17 protein-coding genes are annotated in these 21,076 nt (G+C 34.5%); 9 read left to right on the top strand and 8 right to left on the bottom strand.

The features are described from left to right. Nucleotides 1–49: 49 nt before the first annotated feature. Nucleotides 50–2,146 carry a gliding motility-associated C-terminal domain-containing protein gene (locus P0Y62_17425; protein WEK69588.1) on the bottom strand — a complete coding sequence of 699 codons (2,097 nt, stop codon included), beginning with the start codon at nt 2,144–2,146 and terminating at the stop codon, nt 50–52. A gap of 136 nt (nt 2,147–2,282) precedes the next feature. Next, nucleotides 2,283–3,080, bottom strand: a complete 798-nt coding sequence (locus P0Y62_17420) for a hypothetical protein (protein ID WEK69587.1) — start codon at nt 3,078–3,080, stop codon at nt 2,283–2,285. 200 nt (nt 3,081–3,280) lie between these two features. On the opposite strand from P0Y62_17420, the gene glgP reads away from it, so the two are divergent. Continuing rightward, a complete protein-coding gene (gene glgP / locus P0Y62_17415) occupies nt 3,281–4,945 on the top strand; it encodes an alpha-glucan family phosphorylase (protein WEK69586.1) in 1,665 nt (554 codons plus the stop codon). A 67-nt stretch (nt 4,946–5,012) separates the two neighbouring features. Here the strand turns inward: glgP and P0Y62_17410 are convergent, their stop codons facing one another. Together P0Y62_17410 and P0Y62_17405 are read right to left on the bottom strand one after the other, a co-directional pair. Next, on the bottom strand, nt 5,013–5,195 hold the full coding sequence (locus tag P0Y62_17410; protein ID WEK69585.1) for a DUF6496 domain-containing protein: 183 nt from the start codon (nt 5,193–5,195) through the stop codon (nt 5,013–5,015). 12 nt (nt 5,196–5,207) lie between these two features. Further along, nucleotides 5,208–5,681, bottom strand: a complete 474-nt coding sequence (locus P0Y62_17405; protein ID WEK69584.1) for a hypothetical protein — start codon at nt 5,679–5,681, stop codon at nt 5,208–5,210. A 119-nt stretch (nt 5,682–5,800) separates the two neighbouring features. Here P0Y62_17405 and P0Y62_17400 point away from each other — a divergent pair, with 119 nt between their 5' ends. The 6 genes from P0Y62_17400 (at nt 5,801) to recG (ending at nt 16,081) form a co-directional block, all read left to right on the top strand. Beyond that, entirely contained in the window at nt 5,801–7,930 is a 2,130-nt protein-coding gene (locus P0Y62_17400; protein WEK69583.1) for a S9 family peptidase, read from the top strand. Nucleotides 7,931–8,123: 193 nt separating this feature from the next. After that, nucleotides 8,124–9,797, top strand: a complete 1,674-nt coding sequence (locus P0Y62_17395; GenBank protein ID WEK69582.1) for a peptide MFS transporter — start codon at nt 8,124–8,126, stop codon at nt 9,795–9,797. Between the two features lie 133 nt (nt 9,798–9,930). Next, nucleotides 9,931–11,643 carry a peptide MFS transporter gene (locus tag P0Y62_17390; GenBank protein WEK69581.1) on the top strand — a complete coding sequence of 571 codons (1,713 nt, stop codon included), beginning with the start codon at nt 9,931–9,933 and terminating at the stop codon, nt 11,641–11,643. Between the two features lie 119 nt (nt 11,644–11,762). Next, nucleotides 11,763–13,274, top strand: coding sequence for a peptide MFS transporter (locus P0Y62_17385; protein ID WEK69580.1), 1,512 nt, complete (start codon nt 11,763–11,765; stop codon nt 13,272–13,274). A 38-nt stretch (nt 13,275–13,312) separates the two neighbouring features. After that, entirely contained in the window at nt 13,313–13,846 is a 534-nt protein-coding gene (locus P0Y62_17380) for a thioredoxin fold domain-containing protein (GenBank protein ID WEK69579.1), read from the top strand. Between the two features lie 150 nt (nt 13,847–13,996). Beyond that, on the top strand, nt 13,997–16,081 hold the full coding sequence (recG, locus tag P0Y62_17375; GenBank protein ID WEK69578.1) for an ATP-dependent DNA helicase RecG: 2,085 nt from the start codon (nt 13,997–13,999) through the stop codon (nt 16,079–16,081). A gap of 408 nt (nt 16,082–16,489) precedes the next feature. On the opposite strand, the gene P0Y62_17370 is transcribed toward recG, so the two are convergent. The 4 genes from P0Y62_17370 to dapA form a co-directional block, all read right to left on the bottom strand. Continuing rightward, nucleotides 16,490–16,939 (bottom strand): response regulator, encoded by a 450-nt coding sequence (locus P0Y62_17370; GenBank protein WEK69577.1) that lies wholly within the window; start codon nt 16,937–16,939, stop codon nt 16,490–16,492. Then, a complete protein-coding gene (locus tag P0Y62_17365; GenBank protein WEK69576.1) occupies nt 16,936–17,520 on the bottom strand; it encodes an AraC family transcriptional regulator in 585 nt (194 codons plus the stop codon). The genes P0Y62_17370 and P0Y62_17365 overlap by 4 nt, the downstream gene beginning before the upstream one ends. Before the next feature lie 262 nt (nt 17,521–17,782). After that, nucleotides 17,783–18,286, bottom strand: coding sequence for a GNAT family N-acetyltransferase (locus P0Y62_17360; GenBank protein WEK69575.1), 504 nt, complete (start codon nt 18,284–18,286; stop codon nt 17,783–17,785). Nucleotides 18,287–18,378: 92 nt separating this feature from the next. Further along, entirely contained in the window at nt 18,379–19,251 is an 873-nt protein-coding gene (gene dapA, locus P0Y62_17355) for a 4-hydroxy-tetrahydrodipicolinate synthase (GenBank protein WEK69574.1), read from the bottom strand. Between the two features lie 107 nt (nt 19,252–19,358). Here dapA and P0Y62_17350 point away from each other — a divergent pair, with 107 nt between their 5' ends. Together P0Y62_17350 and P0Y62_17345 are read left to right on the top strand one after the other, a co-directional pair. Next, nucleotides 19,359–20,126, top strand: coding sequence for a 5'-nucleotidase C-terminal domain-containing protein (locus tag P0Y62_17350; GenBank protein WEK69573.1), 768 nt, complete (start codon nt 19,359–19,361; stop codon nt 20,124–20,126). Continuing rightward, nucleotides 20,126–21,076, top strand: a complete 951-nt coding sequence (locus P0Y62_17345; GenBank protein WEK69572.1) for a metallophosphatase — start codon at nt 20,126–20,128, stop codon at nt 21,074–21,076. Before P0Y62_17350 ends, P0Y62_17345 begins: the two co-directional genes overlap by 1 nt.

Genomic DNA, 21,076 nt, shown 5'->3' with positions numbered 1-21,076 from the left:
CCAATAAAAAACCGCCACTTTCGTGACGGCTTTGTTATTTCAGGTTCATTTATTTTCTGTTTTTTACCATTACCCATCCTGTATATTTGACAGGAGTATGCTGTTTGCTCGGTTCATTCCAGGTTATAGAATACCAGTAATTTCCTGTTTGAACAGGTTTGTTTCCGGCAGTTCCGTCCCATTTATAATTATTAAATTTATCTGCCTGGAAAACTTTGTTTCCATATCTGTCATAAATATTAAATACCAGATTGTCTTTATTGGCCAAGGCCGAATAATCAATAACATCATTGATTCCGTCTCCGTTTGGTGTAATGGCATTAATTAAGTTAGGAACAACAATGACAACATCTACAGGTGAACAGTTATAAGCATCTTTTACATAGATGGTATGATCCCCTCTTTTAATGTTTGTAAAGACATTAGAATCCTGCCATTGAATATTGTCCATTGAATATTTGTATGGCGATGTACCACCTGTAACATTTATTGTAACGGTCGTGTTAGAAATATCAATGCTTACTACTACAGGCTCTTCGGAAGCATGCACTTTTACGGTCTGTATAGCAATACATTCTCCTTTTTTCAGTTTTACCCAATACGTTCCCACATTTACGTTTGTAATAGCCTGTGTAGTTGCTCCCGTACTCCATTCATATCCATCAAATCCGGCTCCTGCGTCCAGAGTAGTTTTATCTTCAATACAAATCGTTTTATCTTTTAGAACTGATGAATAGGTAGCTGGGATTATAGACAATGCTATTTTAGCAATACCATAACACCCATTTCCATCTATTACTTTTACATATGCAGCTCCTTGAGAAGAAATATAGACTGCAGGATTCAGTATTTCATTAGTCCCATTAATTGCATTAGCTACAGACGCATAATATTTTTTAGTGATACCACTCTGTGTCGTTACTGATACCGTTGTTAAATTAAAAGAAGCTATGTTCGGATCTTTTTCTGACGCACATGCTCTTAAAGAAGCATCATTCACAATCACTTCAGGATAAAATTTAAGGGTAATAACCGCTGTAGTAGAGCATCCTTGTGAAGTTTTTATTGATGCATACACCACGCCTTCTGCTGATAAATATTGGCTCGGATTTGAAATCTGCCCTGTTCCTGCATTGAGGTCAGCCATGGTCAGGTAATATTTGATCGTCACACCCGATCCGCCGAAAACATTGGCACTTGTCAAATCAAACAGTCCTTTTCCTGATTTATAATTATTACAGGCATATAAAGTAACATTGTTACCCGTGATTCCTCCTAATTTAAATTTGAACTTACCAATCTGCCTGCAGAAATTGATTGGATTATTAGGATTTGAAGGATCTAAATAATGTATGCTGTAATAATAAATGGTAGTAGTATTTACTGTTATAGGCGCCAAAATAGGATTTGTTCCGGCAAGTGCATCATTTTGAGTGGTATGATAAGTAATGACGAAATTAGGATTTCCATTCAGGATTCCTGCAGTCAGGGTACTGAAATCAAAAATGGCCGGATTTGCGCAAATAAGAATTTCTCTCGGATTATTTGGATTTGCAGCAGGAATTCCCGGTGGAGAAAACGGATGTGGCTGCAAAACAGGATCCGTAAAAGGAGAAGCCAACGTTGCTGTTCCACCCCATGTTAAAGAAAACGGAGCCACCGTACTGCTCCCTGATCCTACCCAGTTATCGATATAAAGATAATAGGTTTGTCCAGCCACAACATCCATATACATGCAATAAGGTGTCGTTGAACCTCCTGCTGCACTGGTAATTGTACTGGTCATATTCATCCCCGTATTTGCACCTACCCCAATTACCGTAGCTGCATTACAACGTATTGGCGATCCCAAGTTTCCGCAGGTTGCATTAGGCCCGTAGATCGCCCAGTCATAATCCGCACCCGGATCATTGGGAACCAGATCAAAAGTAAGTGTTCCGCTGGTTGCAATAGTAAGTTTATACCATATTGAATTATGCTCACCTGTAGTTAAACAACCTCCCAGGGTTTCATTAACCAACCCTATTCCTGTAGGACTATAGGTAATACTCGAATTTCCGCAAACTGACAATGCAGTGGAGCAATCGGCCTGAGAAAAATAAACTTGTGATAATAATAAAAGAAATAATAGTAAAGTTTTTTTCATTATCCAGTGGTTATTAAATTTTAAAAGCACCTCAAATATAATAATTTAAATGAATAATAACAAAAAACAGAGAAAACAAAATATTTAATGCCAAAAACAAGAAATAATTAAATTTATGAAAATGATTAAGCAAAAACTATTTTATACTCGTAATATTCCCACACATATTTTCAAGGTGAAAAATTTTATGAAAAGGACTTTTTACCTCATTCAAATGTTCTTTATCCTGAATGAAAGTATATCGGGAAGCCAAAGAATTCATATCTGAAACAATGACCAGCCAACATTCATCAACACTGCTGTCGTAGTAAGGAAATTTTTCATTTTTCTTTTCGATCAGCTCTAAGATTTTTTCAGAACAAAGCTCATCAAACAAGCTCATAGTATATTCATGGGTAATAAAAACATTTCTCCGATGAAAAGATTTTCGCACACTTTTCACAATCCCAAACGGTTTTCCTTTTTTTATACTCCTATAGATATTCTGAATAATTTCTTCCTGATGCTCCAAGGAATCCAGCTTAATATGAGTGTAGAATTCTAAAAAATAAACACCACGATACTTCGTAGTGTCTTCTTGTTCCAATAATATTTCTGTCTGGCGAAAAATTTTATTTAAGCTGCTTTCAACTTTTTTCATTTCAAGATGATTGATCACCTCTGTAAGCTCTATTCCAATCTTTTTGTCGTTTAGTTTAGCGATAAAGTCTGGACTCTCACAGGTAAGGTTTTCAAACTGTACTTCCGGAAAATGATGCATAAATGAATTCAACAATAAAATCTCGGCTTTCTTTTTATATTTTTCACGATCATGCAAAGGTGATTCATCAATTTTACGATGATACTTCTCTATCGGCTTTTTTTTCAAATGTCGGTTCAGATAATATAAGCTCAGATTTTTAATTAAATCTTCATCAGAAAATGCCTTTTTCATGTGCTTATTATTTTATTGTTATGGAACACATAAAACTTCCGGATCAAGCTCTTGAAGTTTTGATTATCAAAAATTTACACTTAAAGGTAAGCAAAAAAACAATTCAAAAAATGCTTTTAGAAATAATTTCTCTTATAATTAACATAAAGTTTACTTTGATAATTAATACCTTTGCCCCTTCAATTATAAAACTGTGATTTATGGATTTTAAAAACTTTAAAATACCCTACAGCATCAATCCACAATATTCTAAAAAAGTCGCCTATTTTTCAATGGAATTTGCTATTGAACAGGTGTTAAAAATATATTCAGGTGGTCTCGGATTTTTAGCAGGTTCCCATATGAGAAGTGCATATAACCTGAAGCAGGATCTTATCGGAATCGGTATTCTTTGGAAATTCGGATATTATGATCAGGCAAGAAATCATGATCAGTCCCTACAACCTACATGGACAAGAAAAATGTACAGCTTTCTTGAAGATACCGGAATAAAATTTCAGATTGAAATACACAGTGCCCCGGTTTGGGTAAAAGTATGGTATCTGGATCCTGAAATTTTCAATACGGCTCCCATGTTTTTCTTATCAACAGATGTTCCGGAGAACGATCATATTTCAAAAACAATTTGTCATAAGCTTTATGATGCGAATGAATCCACAAAACTGGCTCAATATATTTTATTGGGTAAAGGCGGAGCAAGATTGCTGGACGAAATGAATATCGAAAGGGATACTTACCATCTTAATGAAGCTCATGGACTTCCTGCCGCATTTCATCTGCTGAAAAAGTATAATGGAGATTTAAATAAAGTAAAAGAAAAACTGGTTTTCACTACTCACACTCCTGAAGAAGCAGGAAATGAAAAACACAATCTGAAATTATGTTATGATATGTCCTATTTTTCGGGATTGAGCATGGAAGAAGTGAAAAAGATAGAAGGTTCTGATGATGACCGCTTCAACCATTCTCTTTGTGCTTTGAAAATGGCAAAAATTGCCAACGGCGTTTCAAAACTTCATGGGGTAGTCTCCAGAGCCATGTGGAGCAAATATCCCGGAATTTGCGGAATCACGTCCATTACCAACGCTCAGGAATTCAAATATTGGTCAGATAAACCGCTTTACAATTCAAAAGATGAGAACGATGAGACCGTTTTCGATTATCGCAAAAAGCATCTCAAGAAAAGATTATTCAAAATTGTAGCAGATCAGACAGGAAATCTATTCAATCCCAATATATTCACCATTGTCTGGGCGAGAAGATTTGCCGGTTATAAACGTGCAGATTTGCTTTTGCATGATAAAGAGAGATTATACAAATTATTAAATCATCCAAAATATCCGGTTCAGATCATTTGGGCGGGAAAACCATACCCAATGGATTATTCTGCAATTTCTACCTTCAATTCATTAGTGGAAGAAAGCAAGAATCACAAAAGTATGGCTGTTCTTACAGGTTATGAGCTCTCTTTAAGTAAATCTTTAAAACAAGGTTCAGATCTTTGGTTAAACAATCCGAGAGTTCCGAGAGAAGCTTCAGGAACTTCAGGAATGACAGCAGCAATGAACGGTTCTGTCAATTTATCTACAGATGACGGATGGATTCCTGAATTTGCAAAACATGGTGAAAATTCATTTGTCGTGCCTAAAGCTGATTACCAAAATATGAGCGTTTACGAACAGGATACTTATGATCTGAATAAACTATATGAAATCCTGGAAAACGAAATTCTCCCGACCTATTATGAAAAGCCTAATGCGTGGAGAAAAATTCAGCACAACGCGATGAATGATGTAAAAGATCAGTTCAACAGTGATAGAATGGCAGACGAATATTACAAAGTTCTCTATAATTACGAAGGCTAATTCTGCTTCATTAAATAAATAAAAAACGGTTTGAGAATCTCAAACCGTTTTTTATTTTACGTTAAATTTATTTCTTTTTTGAAGGTACTTTTAAACCTTTTTCTTTTGCTTCAGAAATACCGATGGCTACAGCCTGTTTTCTGCTCGTCACTTTTTTTCCGGAAGAAGATTTCAGTTTTCCTTCCTTGAATTCGTGCATTACCTTTCCTACTTTGTCCTGAGCTTTTTCTGAATATTTTGTCTTGCTCATAATATTTTATTTTTAAGATTTAGGCAGGGCAACCCCTATTTCATAAACACATGCATGCTTCAAATACTTTGAACGCTCTCTGGAAGTCACCGATTCTAATCGATTGTTTTTTAATACAATAATCGGATCTTCCGTATTCTCAATTTCAAAATTGGCAAAATATCTTTCATCAGGGCTTGTTTTGTCATTACTTGCTTTTATTTTCTGCAGTTCATCTGCATATTTTCTAAAACCGGGATCTGATGAATGGATAAATTTATACTCATCACCTGCATCTACATAATAATGAAGTTTTTTTTCTATCAAATGCGCTTCTTCACAAATATCAGGATTATCATTTCCGTCCTTAAAACCTACTTCTACCAATGTTCCTCCTTTTTTCTGTGCACATTGCTCAGCATCATGATAACTTGAAAATCCGGTATATACAATTTGATTATCTAAAACATATCGGTTTAGCTTTTGGTTAAATGCATTCGTTTCCATAATTATTATTGATTTGATTATATATTCATTATATTCAATTTTGTTGCCAAAATCCTCGTTTTAATTTGCTTTTTTCAGCATTTATAAAATTATTATATTTGAGATCTTTAAAATTGGAAATGAAAAAATTCTTATTAACGCTTACAATTGCCGCTGCATTTCAAAGTTTAGCTGCACAGGAAATCACTTTAGATAAAATATATTCAGGATATTACCGTGGAAAAGGCATTGCCGGAATCACTTCCATGAAAAACGGTGAAAATTATTTAGTGATCGAACAAGGCGGAATTGCTAAATATTCTTATAAAACTTCTCAAAAAGAAGGAAATATTGTTGACGGAAATTTTGAAAGCTACGAGTTTTCAGATGATGAATCTAAAATTTTATTACAAAAAGGAAGTCAACCCATTTACAGACATTCTTTTTTAGGAACATTTGAGGTGAAAGATCTGAAATCAGGAAAAACCATTGCATTAAATGATGGAAAACCTGTTCAGGAGCCGAGATTTTCTCCGGATGCGACCAAAATAGCTTTCATCGTAGATAACAATATTTTTTATCAGGATTTAAGTTCAGGAAAAATTACTCAGGTTACAGAACACGGCGTTAAAAATAAAATACTAAATGGTCTTGCAGACTGGGTATATGAAGAAGAATTCGGACATGCAAGACAATATGAATGGACAAAAAACTCCAACGCGATTGTTTTTGTAAAATCTGATGAAAGCCAGGTTCCGGAAATTTATATTCCTATTTATGGAAAAACGCTTTATCCGACCGAAATGCGTTATAAATATCCAAAAGCAGGAGAAAAAAACTCTGTAGTATCTGCTCATATTTACCTTTTGGATGGTGGTAAAAAGTCAAAAATAAATCTTGATAATTTTAAAAATTACTACATTCCAAATGTTATTCAGACAGCAAAACCGGATGAAATTGTCCTTATTACTTCTGAAAGAACGCAGAATGCTTCAGATATTTTAAAAGTGAATACTCAAACCGGAGAAGTAAAAAAACTTTTCACAGAAACGGATGAGAAATGGATCGATACAGATAATGTAACATTAGAATTTCTGGATGATAGCAGCTTCCTTTGGGGATCTGAAAGAGACGGAAACCGTCATCTGTACTGGTATGATCAGAACGGAAAACTGAAAAAGCAGGTTACCAAAGGAAATTGGGAAGTAACAGATTATTACGGTTATAATCCAAAATCCAAAGAAATCTATATACAGACAACAGAAAAAGGGAGTATCAACAAAGTGGTTTCCAAAGTCAATATTGAAAACGGAAAAAGCCAGTTGATTTCGAATACAGAAGGAAACAATTCTGCAAATTTCAGTAAAAGCTACAATTACTTTATTGAAACTTCATCCACTGCCGCAAAACCATACACTTACGTTCTTAAAGACGGAAGTGGTAAAGTCGTAAAAGAACTCCAGAATAATGATGCACAGCTTCAGAAATTAAAAGCGGATAATTTCACTGAAAAAGAATTTATCACGATTCCCAACGAAGCTGGAGATCAGATGAACGCATGGATCATTAAGCCTAAAAATTTTGATAAGAACAAAAAATATCCACTGTTCATGTTCCAGTATTCTGGTCCGGGTTCTCAACAGGTTGCCAACTCTTGGGATAACGGAAACGGGATTTGGTTTGAAATGTTGGCACAGAAAGGCTATATTGTAGCTTGTGTTGACGGACGTGGAACAGGGTACAAAGGAGCTAAATTCAAAAAAGTAACGTACATGAATTTAGGAAAATATGAGATTGAAGATCAGATTGCGGCTGCAAAATGGTTCGGAAATCAATCCTATATTGATAAATCAAGAATCGGAATCTTCGGATGGAGCTTTGGTGGGTATATGGCAAGTTTAGCCATGACTAAAGGTGCTGATGTTTTCAAAACGGGAATCGCAGTGGCTCCGGTGACTAACTGGAGATATTATGATTCAGTTTATACAGAAAGATTTTTAAGAACCCCACAGGAAAATCCCGATGGATATGATAAAAATTCACCTACTGAATATGCGAATTTATTAAAAGGGAAATTCCTGTTAATTCACGGAACAGCCGATGACAATGTACATTTCCAGAATTCAATGGAATTTTCTGAAGCCTTGATCCAGAATAAAAAACAGTTTGAATTTATGGCATATCCTGATAAAAACCACGGCATTTATGGCGGACAGACAAGACCACAGCTGTATCAGAAAATGACTGATTTTATTTTGGAGAATTTATAAGACTATTTTGTTATTCTGTAAGAGTTTGATCTATTGAGATTATTCCTTCGTCAGAATAATAGCTACATACAGAATCCCTTTCAGAGTTGAGAGGGATTTTTATATTTATTTCATTAATCAATTAGTCAAAATTCAATTTATTTTATCAATTAAAATTAAAAACTTATTTTTGGAAAAATTGAAATTTGAAAATATGAAGACTAAACATCCTAAAGGGTTGCCTTTCCTCTTCTTTACTGAAATGTGGGAACGTTTCGGGTATTATTTAATTCTCGGAATTTTTGTATTGTATGTGATTGAACCAACTGGTTTAAAAGGGGGGCTTGGACTTCCTGACAAAACTGCAGACGATATTTTCGGAACTTATATCGCGTTAACGTATCTTACTCCCTTTATTGGTGGTTTTTTGGCAGACCGGGTTTTAGGCTACATCAAATCTATTTATCTGGGCGGAGTTTTAATGGCAGCCGGATATATTGGAATGGGTATTTTCAAAGATCTGACATTATTTTATACTTCTTTAGCTCTAATCATTATCGGAAACGGCTTCTTTAAACCTACGATTTCTACTTTACTTGGAAATCTGTACTCTGAAGAGCCTTATAAAGCCAATAAGGATTCCGGATATAATATTTTCTACATGGGAATTAATATTGGAGCGTTTATCTGCAATATTATTGCGGCTTTCATGAGAAATAAATTCGGTTGGGGTGAAGCGTTTATCACTGCCGGAGTCGGAATGTTAATCGGTATGGTGATTTTTACTATCGGTAGAAAACATTACATACACGCAGCCCAAATGAAACCTGTTCAGGAAGGTGACACCAAACTTTCTGAAATTCTGATGAAAGTTTTCTTACCGGCTATAATTGCCGGAGCAATTGGCTGGTTTATCCCTGGAAATATTTTTGGAAGTGATAATACAGATGCTTTCATTTTTGCATGTATCCCTGTTATTTATTTTTATGCCTCTCTTTATTTTAAAGCAAAACCGGAAGAAAAATCTTCCATCGGAGCTTTATTATCTGTTTTCATGATCAGTATGTTTTTCTGGGCAGTTTTCAAACAGAACGGAACAGCTTTAACAAGATGGGCAAATTATTATACAGATAGATCAATTCCAACTACTTTGGTAGAGCTACTAAGATCAATAAATATGATTGATGGGGAAAAAGGAATAAAAGGAAAATTCTATGTTGACAAAGAGGTAGCTGTTTATGATGATCAATTTCGTTCTCAAAAGGATAAAGAAGGAAAAACCATCAAAAAAATGGGAAAAGATGTATATTTTAAAAATATATCTAAAGAAGAAAAAGCTGATTTAGAAAAAAATCCTCAAAAAGAAGTTGCACTCTATAACACAGAATTATTCCAGTCCATCAATCCGTTTTGGGTAATTGCACTGACTCCGCTTGTTGTCGGATTTTGGGCATTACTGAGAAGAAAAGGAAAAGAACCATTAACTCCCACAAAAATCGTATTGGGACTTTTCATCTCGGGATTATCTTGTTTGGTAATGGTTTTAGCAGTCTGGGCCGGAGATAACGGTGCTGTAAAAGTTTCACCTTGGTGGTTAGTTGCAAGTTACGGAGTCATCACAGTCGGAGAATTATGCCTTTCGCCGATGGGATTATCATTCGTTTCCAAACTTTCTCCTGCTAGAATTACTGCTTTGATGATGGGTGGTTTCTTCTTAGCCAACTCTGTAGGGAATAAACTTTCCGGGATTTTAGCAAGTACTTGGTACAATTATGACAATAAAATGAATTATTTCTTAGTAAACTTCGCTTTGTTGATATTTGCTACTCTTTTAGGCCTTTCTATGTTAAAAAGACTGAACAGAATCATGAAAGAAAAAGGACATTAATTCTCATTTATAATAAGAAAATAAAGCCGTAGACTTATTCTACGGCTTTTTTATTTAAATATAAAATTAAAACCTTGCCGAAAACACAAAAAAAACTATATTTGTCAGTCTTAACAAAAATTAACAATAAAAAATGGATAATACTGAAGCATTAAGTCCGAAACCGGATGAATTTGTAGAGAATAAGAACTCCAGGCATCCAAAAGGATTATGGGTTCTGTTCGGAACAGAAATGTGGGAGCGTTTCAACTTTTATGGGATGAGAGCATTGCTTACCCTATTTATGGTAAACTCGCTTTTGATGAAGGAGGCAGATGCTTCAATTATTTACGGAGGTTTCCTTGCTCTTTGTTATCTTACTCCAATGTTGGGTGGTTTCATCGCCGACAGATTCTTAGGAAACAGATACTGTATTCTTCTTGGAGGTACTTTAATGGCAATTGGTCAGTTCTTGCTATTCGTAAGTGCAAGTACTTTCGGATCTAGCTTAGGAACAGCTACTACAATCATGTGGACTGCTTTGGGAATCATTATTTTTGGTAACGGATTCTTCAAACCGAACATTTCTTCAATGGTTGGAAGTCTTTATCCAAAACAGGAAAAATCTAAATTAGACTCTGCATTTACTATTTTCTATATGGGGATCAACTTAGGAGCTTTCCTAGGCCAGTTGATTTGCCCTTTAATCGGAGACGTAAAATCTGCAGACGGAATCAGAGATATCCACGCATTCAAATGGGGATTCTTAGCAGCTTCCATTGCAATGATGGTAGGTACTGTTACGTTCTTAATCCTTAAAAATAAATATGTTGTAACACCGGCTGGAAGACCAATCGGAGGATTACCAAAACACAATACTTCTGAAGATTTTGAGGAAGGAGAAGCACAGACTGCAAAATTCTCCAGTGCTTCTGTTGGAATTGCAGTAGCATTATTTGTAATTCTTGGTTCATTATTCCACTTTGCATTAGGGCAAAACGTAATCTATTCATTAGTATATGCAAGTGGAATTTCATTGGCTTATTTAATTATGTCCGATTCTTCTCTAACTAAAATTGAAAGAGACAGAATTTGGGTAATCTATATCGTTTCATTCTTCGTAATCTTCTTCTGGGCTGCATTTGAGCAGGCTGGTTCATCTTTAACTTTTATCGCAGACAACCAGACAGACAGACATTTCTTCGGATGGAATATGCCTCCTTCAATGGTACAGATCTTTAACGGGATTTTCGTTGTAGCTTTGGCAGTACCTTTCAGTATCCTTTGGGATAAATTGAGAAACAGAGGAAAAGAGCCTGTATCTCCATTCAAGCAAGCAATGGGATTAGCTTTGATCGCCGTTTCTTACTTCATCATCGCACACAACGTAAAAGATCTTGGAAATCACGGACTTTTAGCTGTAAAATGGTTAATTTTACTATATTTCATCCAGACTTGTGGTGAGCTTTGTTTATCTCCGATCGGATTATCATTGGTAGGAAAATTAGCTCCTAAAAGATTCGCTTCATTGTTATATGGAGTATTCTTCATCGCAAACGCAGCTGGTTATGCATTAGCAGGAACTTTAGGTTCTATCTTGCCTGCAACCGGTGAGAAGTTTGAAGCAGCACAGAAAATAGGAGTTAATCTTCAGGATGTTCTGGATAAAAAAGTAACTTTAACTGCTGATCAGGCAGCTGCTTTTGAAAAAGCCCAATTGCCTTTACAAAATCCAACTTTCGCAGGATTTGAAATTCACAACCTATTCGAATTCTTTATGGTATTCGTAGTACTTTGCGGTATTGCTGCGGTAATCCTTGCTCTAATTTCACCATTTTTAAAGAAAATGATGCATGGTGTAAACTAATCTGCATCAAATAAAATACAGTGAAACCTCTGCTAAGTCAGAGGTTTTTTTTATTTTCGTATGTTCTTTATCAAAATCTGATACGAACTTCCTTATTTAAACTTAATCATATACTTATTATGAGCAAAACTCTAGAAGAAATACAAAATTTTGAAGGAAAATACCCTAAGCAAATCTGGAGCCTTTTCTTCTCTGAAATGTGGGAACGTTTCTGTTTCTACGGAATGAGAGGAATGTTGGTATTCTTTATGATCTCCCAACTCGATTTTCATGAAAGAGAAGCCAACCTTCAATACGGAGCAACACAAGCTTTCGTTTATGCTTTCACTTTTGTTGGCGGACTTTTCGCTGATAAAATCTTAGGTTTCAGAAAATCTCTTTTCTGGGGTGGACTTTTAATGATTGTCGGGAGTTTGATTCTGGCAGCAGATCCTCACAAATTTTTCTTTCTGGGAATTGCATTTACCGTTGTAGGGACAGGCTTCTTTAAGCCTAATATCTCTTCAATGGTGGGACAACTTTACAAACCAAACGATTCAAGGGCAGACGCAGGATTTTCACTTTTTTATGCCGGAATTAATCTTGGAGCATTGCTTGGCGGATATTTATGCATTGCCATAGGAAAAGGAGAACTTTTTGCCAGCATTATTCCAGAAGAATTAAGATGGCATTTAGCATTCGGATTTGCAGCTATTGTAATGGTAATAAGTTTGATAAACTTCGTTTTCACTCAGAGAAGCTTAGGAACAATCGGGCTTCAACCTGGCCATCCTGACAATGAAGTAAAATCTGCTCCTATGCCAAAATGGAAAGAATACGGAACATATGTTGTATCATTAATCTTCATTCCGATCATCATGGTAATGGTTGCAAAAACTGAGTATACAGATTATTTCATGTGGACAGTAGGACCTTTAACGTTGATCTATTTGTTCTACGAAATGACAAAGGTAACGCCTTCTGAACGTAAAAAACTCTGGGCTGCTTTAGTTTTCATTTTATTCTCAATTTTATTTTGGGGGATTTATGAGCAAAGTGGTGGTTCACTAAGCATTTTCGCAGCAAAAAACTTGAATAAAGACCTTCTTGGCTTAGATCCAAATGGTGTCAATAATTCAGGGGGAGCTTTCTTCATTATTTTCCTTGCACCACTCATCGGACTGCTTTGGATTTGGCTGAATAAAAGAAAAATTGAACCTAACACAATTATTAAATTTGGTTTAGGGTTTATTTTCTTAGGATTAGGATATTATATTTTATTTGCCACAAGAATTTTCGCTGATCTTCAAGGAATTACTTCTTTGAATTTCTTTACCATTGCTTTATTAGTGATTACTTTGGGAGAACTTTGTCTCTCTCCTATCGGATTATCCATCATGACGAAGCTTTCCACAAAAAATCTTCAGGGAATGATGATGGGAATGTGGTTTTTGGCTTCAGCGTATGGACAGTATGTTGCAGGAATTATTGGAGCAGGCTTAGCCACCGCAAAAGAAGGCTCTACCAACTATGATGCTTTGATCACTTATACCGATGGATATAAACAATTAGGATTATATGCTGTAATTGCCGGAGTGGTATTAATTTTGATTTCCCCATTCGTGAAAAAATTAATGCAGGATGTAAAATAGAAATGAGCAAATGCTTATTTTTACTTAAATATCAAATTATGAAGAAAATTATAAGCATACTTTGCCTGTTTTTGGCTACACTCAACTTTGCTCAGGTAAAATGGATGACTATTGAAGAGGCCTTAAAAGCTCAGAAAACAAATCCAAAAAAAATATTGATCGATTTTTATGCAGACTGGTGTGGTCCGTGTAAGATTATGGATAAAAAAACCTACGGACATCAGATAATAGCAGATATTATCAATGAAAATTATTACCCCGTAAAATTTAATGCAGAAGAAAAAAAAACGATCGAAATTTTTGACAGAAAGTTTTCAAATCACAATGCCGAGGTAAAAAAAGGAAGAAATTCTTTACACGAATTTACGCAATATATGAATGTAGGAGCTGTTCCAAGTACAGTCTTTCTGGATGAAAACGGCGGACCAATCACCATTTTGCAAGGTGAATTATCTGCCAAAGAGCTGGAGCCCTATTTAGAGTTTATCTCAAAAGATATGTTCAAAAAAATCCGTTCCAGAGAGCAGTGGGAAGATTATCAGAAAAAATTCAAATCCAAAATAAAAGATTAAAAATAATTTTGATTTTCTTGGTCTAAAATTTTAATCTTAAAAAATAGTACAGAGGCTTCCAAATTTTTTGGAAGTCTTTTTTATTTTACCGAAATTAGAACTTTTGTTTTTCCATTCAAAACCCAAAGCACTCATTTCGAAGCTTGACAAATGAATCTCGAAACTTCCATAGAATATGTAAAAGGCATCGGTCCTGAAAAAGCCAAACTCATCAAAAATGTGTTAGGACTTTCAACCGTAGAAGATCTGTTGAACTTCTACCCTCTTCGTTATCTGGATAAAAGTAAAGTTCATAAAATTTCCCAGCTTAACAATGTGAATACTGATATTCAGCTGAAAGGGAAAATTACAAGCATTCAGGAAATACAAACAGGAAAAACGAAGCGGCTTTCCGCTAAATTTAATGATGATACCGGTTCTATGGATTTGGTCTGGTTTCAGTATTCTAAATGGCTGAAAGAACAAATTCCCGTGAATAAGGAAATTTATATTTTCGGAAAGATCAATGTATTTAACAATCAGTTTTCGATGCCGCATCCGGAAATTGAGATTGAAGAAAAAAAAGAAAGTGATAATCGTCTAAGACCAATTTATCCAAGTTCGGAAAAGCTGACAAAAAGAGGATTGAATCAAAAGTTCTTTCAGACTGTTTTAAAGAATATCTGCAAAGAAATTCCCAATCTGATTGAAGAAAATATGCCTGAATATATGATGAAACATTTTAAATTTTTATCAAGGCAGCACACCTATCTGAATATCCATTTTCCAAAAGACTTGGAACATTTTGAAAAAGCCAATTACAGGTTAAAATTTGAAGAATCTTTCTTTTTTCAACTAGGCTATGCTTTAAAAAAGCTTCATCATAAAACCCAGTCACATGGTAATCCGTTTCCCATAGTGGGAGATTTTTTTACAGGCTTTTATGAAAATAATCTTCCATTCGAACTTACCGGAGCACAAAAAAGAGTGCTTAAGGAAATTCGTCAGGATATGAAGAAACCCATCCAGATGAACAGGCTTTTGCAGGGCGATGTAGGTTCAGGAAAAACAATGGTGGCTTTATTGACCATGTTGATAGCTATGGATAACGGTTTCCAGAGCTGTATGATGGCTCCTACGGAAATCCTCGCTCAACAACATTATAATGGAATTAAAGATCTCCTGACCGGAACTGGTATAAACATTCGTCTTCTCACGGGTTCTACCAAAGCTTCCGAAAGAAAAGTTATTCATGAACAGCTTGAAAACGGAGAGCTTTCTATTTTAGTGGGAACGCACGCCGTTTTAGAAGACAAAGTAAAGTTCAAAAATCTGGGATTAGCCATTATTGATGAGCAGCACAGATTTGGAGTTGCTCAACGCGCAAAACTTTGGGCTAAAAATAAAATTCCTCCGCATATTTTAGTGATGACTGCGACTCCTATCCCCAGAACATTGGCCATGAGCTTTTATTCTGATCTTGATGTTTCTGTCATCGATGAAATGCCGGTTGGAAGAAAACCGATTATCACAGCTCACAGGCGTGAAAAAGACAGAGCTTACGTTTACAATTTCTGTAGGGAGGAAATTCAAAAAGGACGACAGGTCTATTTTGTTTATCCTTTAATTGAAGAATCTGAAACTTTAGATTATAAAAATCTGATGGTCGGATTGGAAAATGTCATGGATAATTTTCCAAAGTATAATGTAACGATGCTCCACGGAAAAATGAAACCTGATGAAAAAGATGCCGCCATGAGCTATTTTGCTTCAGGAAAAGCAGAAATCATGGTAGCGACAACAGTAATTGAAGTTGGAGTAAATGTTCCAAACGCCTCTGTAATGGTGATTGAAAGCGCTGAAAGATTTGGTTTGTCACAGCTTCACCAATTGCGCGGCCGTGTAGGTCGTGGTGCAGAACAGAGCTATTGTATTCTGATGACTTCCGATAAATTATCTTCCGACAGCAGAACCCGTATCAAAACCATGACAGAAACTAATGACGGTTTCAAAATTTCTGAAGTCGATATGAAACTTCGTGGTCCCGGAGATATTCTCGGAACCCAGCAAAGTGGCGTGGTAGACTTTAAAAGATTGGATCTGATTGAAGATTCTGCCATTATAAAGCTGACCAAAAAAACCGTTGATAAAATTCTGGAAGCTGATCCTCTTCTTAGCAGATCGGATAATCAGTTGACCAAAAATTATTATGTGAGATACTACCGCGGAAAGAACAAGTGGAGTAAAATTTCATAAAAAAAGTCGTGGAAAATTTTTTTTCACGACTTTTAACAACTGTTATTAAGAAGAAATTGAAAGGCAAAATAAAAAACAAAATGAATTGAGTTTCCAAATAATTATTATAAAAACCAACTATTTGAGTTAAGAGAAGATTCTTTTAACTGTTTGAGTTTTCATGATTGTACCGTTTTATTTAAAGATCTTCTACGCTTAAATTGGAGACTTTAACAATTCATTTTGTTTAACTAACGTTTATTTAAGATTCAAGATAGAGATAATAGTAACTTCTCTAGCAATATGCCTTTTATATAATTTATTTGTGTTATTAATTTCTATTACAAAATTGACATATCCCTAGAAAAAAAAATTACATTATTATAATTATTTCTTACAAAATTATCACTTTAACGTGAAAATTTAACTTTATAACATCTTCATAATGAAATTGCTTCGATTCAATCCCGAAGTCTGATATTGCCAAATCATTGTAATAATTTCTGAGATCATTTTTTTAAGCTTACTATAATCATCATTTAATTTCAAAAAAATATTCGCTCCGGAAATAAGAATATTTTCTATCTCACTATCGTCTAGATGATTGGAATAAACCACAAATATTGCTGAGTTATATCTGATATCATCTATCCTTTCCCTTATAAGCAAAAAATCTGTAGCCTGAATATCCTGATAATTTATAAAAACAACATCAGGAACTCCATATATGGCTTTGTTTAAATATTGACTCAGGTCTTCATCACTATAAAAATCTGTACACCTTATTTTTATTTTATGTTCTTGAAGTATTTTTCTTAAAAGTATAAGACTATGCACATCGGAATCCAACAATGTGGCATTCAAAAACTCTTTGTTCATACTAAGCTTCTTATACTGAGTTCTATTTCTTTTTCTTTAAGGCTTTTCCTTTTACTGACAATCTTTAAAAACAAAGAAGGGGTAAGACCCGTAATATTTTTAAACTGACTGCTTAAATGAGCTACACTCGAATAGTTAAGCCGTAATGAAATTTCAGTTAGACTGTATTTATTGCTTATCATTAATTCTTTAGCATATTCAATCTTCTGGATGATGATGAAGTTCTCGATGGAACTATAAGTAATTTCAGAAAAAAGATTAGATAAATATCCATAGCTGTGATTCAGCTTTTCAGAAATGTAAATAGAGGCTTTCACAGAAATATTATTTTCCGAAAAAACAAGCTCTACAATGGCATCTTTTATTTTCTGCACAAGAGCTATTTTTTGACTTTCAATGACTTCAATACCGTAATCTTGAAGTTTTTCCTTAAAGACATTGTGCTGCTCCTGAGTGAAATCTTCATAGAACTCAACTTCTCCAAAATCGAGCATACGATACTTCACTCCGTATTCTTTTAGCTTTTCGTCCAACACTTTCCTGCAGAGAGCGTTGAAATCAAATTTAACATACATTTTCATCCTAACTTAAGTGTGTTTATATTCTAAGTAAATATACATATTATTTCAATTTAAAGTGATATAGAAAATTAAAAAAAATTCCTGTATGTTTTGATACAGGAATTAAACACTAAGGATGAAAAAAAAATATACTTACTAAAAGCTAAAAATGCTTATGACAAAGTATATGTACATTATATTTATATGCGACTTGATACCTGCAAATATGCCAAAATAAATCAATTCACATATTATAGAATTATCAAAAAATGTTATATAATTTTTAGCTACTCAAAATATTTTCCATCAGAAAATCATCCATAAAAAAGCCGTTCCCGATATCAAAAATCCCTTCATCATAAACTTTATATCCTTGAGACTCGTAAAAATTTCTTGCAGAATTATATTTATTGACATTCAGAATAATCCTTTTATCACCATATTCAGCAACTTGACCATTTAAAAACAACAATGCTTTTTTACCCACTCCTTTTCCTTTGCTTTCAGGGACAAGGTAAATCCTGTGAAGCTTCGTCGTATTTTCCTCATAGTTATTTTCAAAGCCTATAAAACCTTCGTAGGAATCATTATTCTCATCTTTAATCAAAAAATAATGATAATCGGTATTCTGTAAATGATTAGCTATTTCTTCTTTAGAATACATAGTATTCAGCATATATTCCATCTGTTCCTTAGAAAGTATTTCTGCATAAGCATTTTCCCATGATCTTCTAGCCAATTCCTGAATTAGAGGTATATCAATTTCTGTAGCTTTTATAAATTTCATCTTATTATATTTACTGATTAAAAAAGGTGAAAAGCATTAAAACTTTTCACCCTATATGTTTATAGTAACTAAAAAATGTTACTGGAATACTGTTAAATATTGGCCATTTCAGCTTTAATCTTCGCATGAAGACCTTCAGAAGCCTTCACTAACGGAAGTCTCAGATAGTTTTTAATAATTCCCTTTTCTGCTAAAATCACTTTAATTCCACAAGGATTTCCTTCTGCAAAAATCAATCTTGTGATTTCAACTAATTTATTGTGAATCTCATAAGCTTCATCAACTTTTTTATCAAAAGCCAGCTGAACCATTGTAGAAAATTCTTTAGGATATGCCTGCCCGATTACAGAAATAACTCCATTTCCACCAGCCAAAGTTACAGGAAGTGTATATTCATCATCTCCGGAAACTAAATTGAATCCTTCTGGTTTTTTTCTTAAAATATCAAAATATTGAAGAATATTGGGTGCCGCTTCTTTAATTAAAAATAAATTCGGGAATTCTTTTGCAAGACGCAATGTTGTTTCCGCCTCAATATTTTGCCCTGTTCTTGAAGGAACGTTATAAATAATGATATTTTTTCCTGTAGAAGCGAGCACTTTATAATGCTGATAAAGTCCTTCCTGGTTAGGTTTGTTGTAATACGGAGACACAGAAAGTACCGCTTCAAATTCGGAAAGATCCGCTTCTTCAATCTGTTTCTTGACTTCAAGAGTATTATTTCCGCCAATTCCTAAAACCAAAGGAACGCGTTTATTATTAACCTTAATGATATGCTCAATCACCTGTTTCTTCTCTTCAGCAGAAAGCGTCGCAGCTTCGGCTGTAGTTCCCAAAACAACTAAATAATTGGTTCCGTTTTCGATGTTGAAGTCAACCAGCTTTGTTAAACTTTCAAAATCTACGGATAAATCTTCATTAAAGGGTGTCACCAATGCAACACCTACTCCTTTTAAAATGCTCATCTGTTAGAATTATTTTTGTCAAATTTAATCATTTACGCTAAGAATTTATAATAAATAATAATGTTTTATTCTACATATAATTATATTTGCATATACTAAAAGAGATTATGAAAAATAAATTCATATTACTAGGAATTGCTCTGGCAACGCTGTCTGCTTGTAAGACGGCTTCATCAGCTTCTTCGATACAGCTTTCGGAGGTGAAAACCCAGAAAAACATTTCTATTAATAATGAGCTAAAGAATGATGATGAGTTTGTAAAAATTATTGAACCTTATAAGCTAAAATTGGATAAAGAGATGAATCAGAAAATCTCACACACCAATATAGACCTTACAAAACAAGGTGACAACAGTAATTTGGGCAATCTTTTAGCAGACTATACATTCGATGGAGCTAATGAGTGGGCGAAGAAAAATCTTCAGAAAAATGTTGATGCCGCATTGATCAATATCGGAGGAATCCGTACAACAATTGGCAAAGGAGATATTTTACTGAAAAGTGTGTTTGAAGTAATGCCTTTCGAAAATGAAGTGATCATTGTAAAAATGAAAGGAACAGATTTGCAGGGACTTTATGATTATTATGCAGAACATCAAGTCAACAATCCTGTTTCTCATTTATACATTGAAACCAATAACGGACAATTAACCAAAACTTTAATCAATGGAAAAGCTGTAAATCCAACGCAGGATTATTATATTGCTACATCTGATTATTTAGCTTTGGGAGGTGACAACATGAAATTCTTTGCCAAAGGAGAATCTATTCCTACAGGAATCAAATTAAGGGATCTTTTTATTGAATATTTTAAGAAAAACCCTGAAGTTACAGTAAATAATGATGTTCGTTTAAATTTTACCGGTAAAAAATAATGGATAGAAAAAGTTTTTTAAAAGCAATAGGTGGCGGAACTTTAGCAATGGCTTTAGCTCCCAATATGATGATGGCGGAAGAATTCAATATTCTTGACTCAAAGTCTGCGAACAAACTGACTATTCTTCATACCAACGATCAGCATAGCAGAATAGAACCTTTTGATGCAAGCTATACCAAAAATCCTAATCAGGGAGGCTTTGCAAGAAGAACCAGTTTAATTCAGCAAATCAGAAATCAGGAATCTAATGTTTTGCTTCTTGATTCCGGAGATATTTTCCAGGGAACTCCTTATTTTAACTTTTTCGGAGGTGAACTGGAATTTAAATTAATGTCCATGATGAAGTATGATGCTTCAACAATGGGAAATCATGATTTTGATAACGGTCTGGACGGATTTTTAAAGGTTTTACCTAATGCAAAGTTCCCTTTTATCTGCTCAAATTATGATTTTAAAAATACGGTTCTTGACGGAAAGACTTCTCCCTATAAAATCTTCAATAAAAATGGAATCAAGGTTGGTCTTTTCGGAGTAGGAATTCAATTGGATGGGTTGGTTGGTAAAAAACAATATGGTGAAACAGTATATTCAGACCCGATTGATGTTACTCAGCACTATTCCAATTTCCTTAAAAACGAACAAAAATGTGATCTTGTGATCTGTCTTTCACATATTGGGTACGATTACAAAGACGAACCCAATAAAGTAAGTGATAAAATCTTAGCTGCCAAAACAGAAAATATTGATATTATTTTGGGCGGGCATACCCATACTTTCTTACCGGAACCACAAACCTTTACCAACAGAGCGGGTAAAAATGTTCTGGTAAACCAAGTTGGATGGGCAGGTCTTCTGCTGGGCAGAATAGATTTCTTCTTTGATACTCATAAAAACGTAAAACATATTTCCTGGAATAACCAGGTAATTGACAGCAGCATAATAGCATAA

The sequence above is a fragment of the Candidatus Chryseobacterium colombiense genome, from assembly GCA_029203185.1.
Classification (GTDB): Bacteria; Bacteroidota; Bacteroidia; order Flavobacteriales; family Weeksellaceae; genus Chryseobacterium; species Chryseobacterium colombiense.
This window is presented reverse-complemented; position numbering and strand designations above follow the sequence as displayed.

Excerpts from the sequence above, each read along its gene's own strand:
- P0Y62_17385 (WEK69580.1), top strand. The coding sequence starts at position 11,763 with ATGAGCAAAACTCTAGAAGAAATACAAAATTTTGAAGGAAAATACCCT.
- recG (WEK69578.1), top strand. The coding sequence starts at position 13,997 with ATGAATCTCGAAACTTCCATAGAATATGTAAAAGGCATCGGTCCTGAA.
- P0Y62_17420 (WEK69587.1), bottom strand. The coding sequence starts at position 3,080 with ATGAAAAAGGCATTTTCTGATGAAGATTTAATTAAAAATCTGAGCTTA.
- dapA (WEK69574.1), bottom strand. The coding sequence starts at position 19,251 with ATGAGCATTTTAAAAGGAGTAGGTGTTGCATTGGTGACACCCTTTAAT.
- P0Y62_17350 (WEK69573.1), top strand. The coding sequence starts at position 19,359 with ATGAAAAATAAATTCATATTACTAGGAATTGCTCTGGCAACGCTGTCT.
- P0Y62_17360 (WEK69575.1), bottom strand. The coding sequence starts at position 18,286 with ATGAAATTTATAAAAGCTACAGAAATTGATATACCTCTAATTCAGGAA.
- P0Y62_17395 (WEK69582.1), top strand. The coding sequence starts at position 8,124 with ATGAAGACTAAACATCCTAAAGGGTTGCCTTTCCTCTTCTTTACTGAA.
- glgP (WEK69586.1), top strand. The coding sequence starts at position 3,281 with ATGGATTTTAAAAACTTTAAAATACCCTACAGCATCAATCCACAATAT.
- P0Y62_17345 (WEK69572.1), top strand. The coding sequence starts at position 20,126 with ATGGATAGAAAAAGTTTTTTAAAAGCAATAGGTGGCGGAACTTTAGCA.
- P0Y62_17405 (WEK69584.1), bottom strand. The coding sequence starts at position 5,681 with ATGGAAACGAATGCATTTAACCAAAAGCTAAACCGATATGTTTTAGAT.
- P0Y62_17400 (WEK69583.1), top strand. The coding sequence starts at position 5,801 with ATGAAAAAATTCTTATTAACGCTTACAATTGCCGCTGCATTTCAAAGT.
- P0Y62_17365 (WEK69576.1), bottom strand. The coding sequence starts at position 17,520 with ATGAAAATGTATGTTAAATTTGATTTCAACGCTCTCTGCAGGAAAGTG.
- P0Y62_17410 (WEK69585.1), bottom strand. The coding sequence starts at position 5,195 with ATGAGCAAGACAAAATATTCAGAAAAAGCTCAGGACAAAGTAGGAAAG.
- P0Y62_17425 (WEK69588.1), bottom strand. The coding sequence starts at position 2,146 with ATGAAAAAAACTTTACTATTATTTCTTTTATTATTATCACAAGTTTAT.
- P0Y62_17380 (WEK69579.1), top strand. The coding sequence starts at position 13,313 with ATGAAGAAAATTATAAGCATACTTTGCCTGTTTTTGGCTACACTCAAC.
- P0Y62_17370 (WEK69577.1), bottom strand. The coding sequence starts at position 16,939 with ATGAACAAAGAGTTTTTGAATGCCACATTGTTGGATTCCGATGTGCAT.
- P0Y62_17390 (WEK69581.1), top strand. The coding sequence starts at position 9,931 with ATGGATAATACTGAAGCATTAAGTCCGAAACCGGATGAATTTGTAGAG.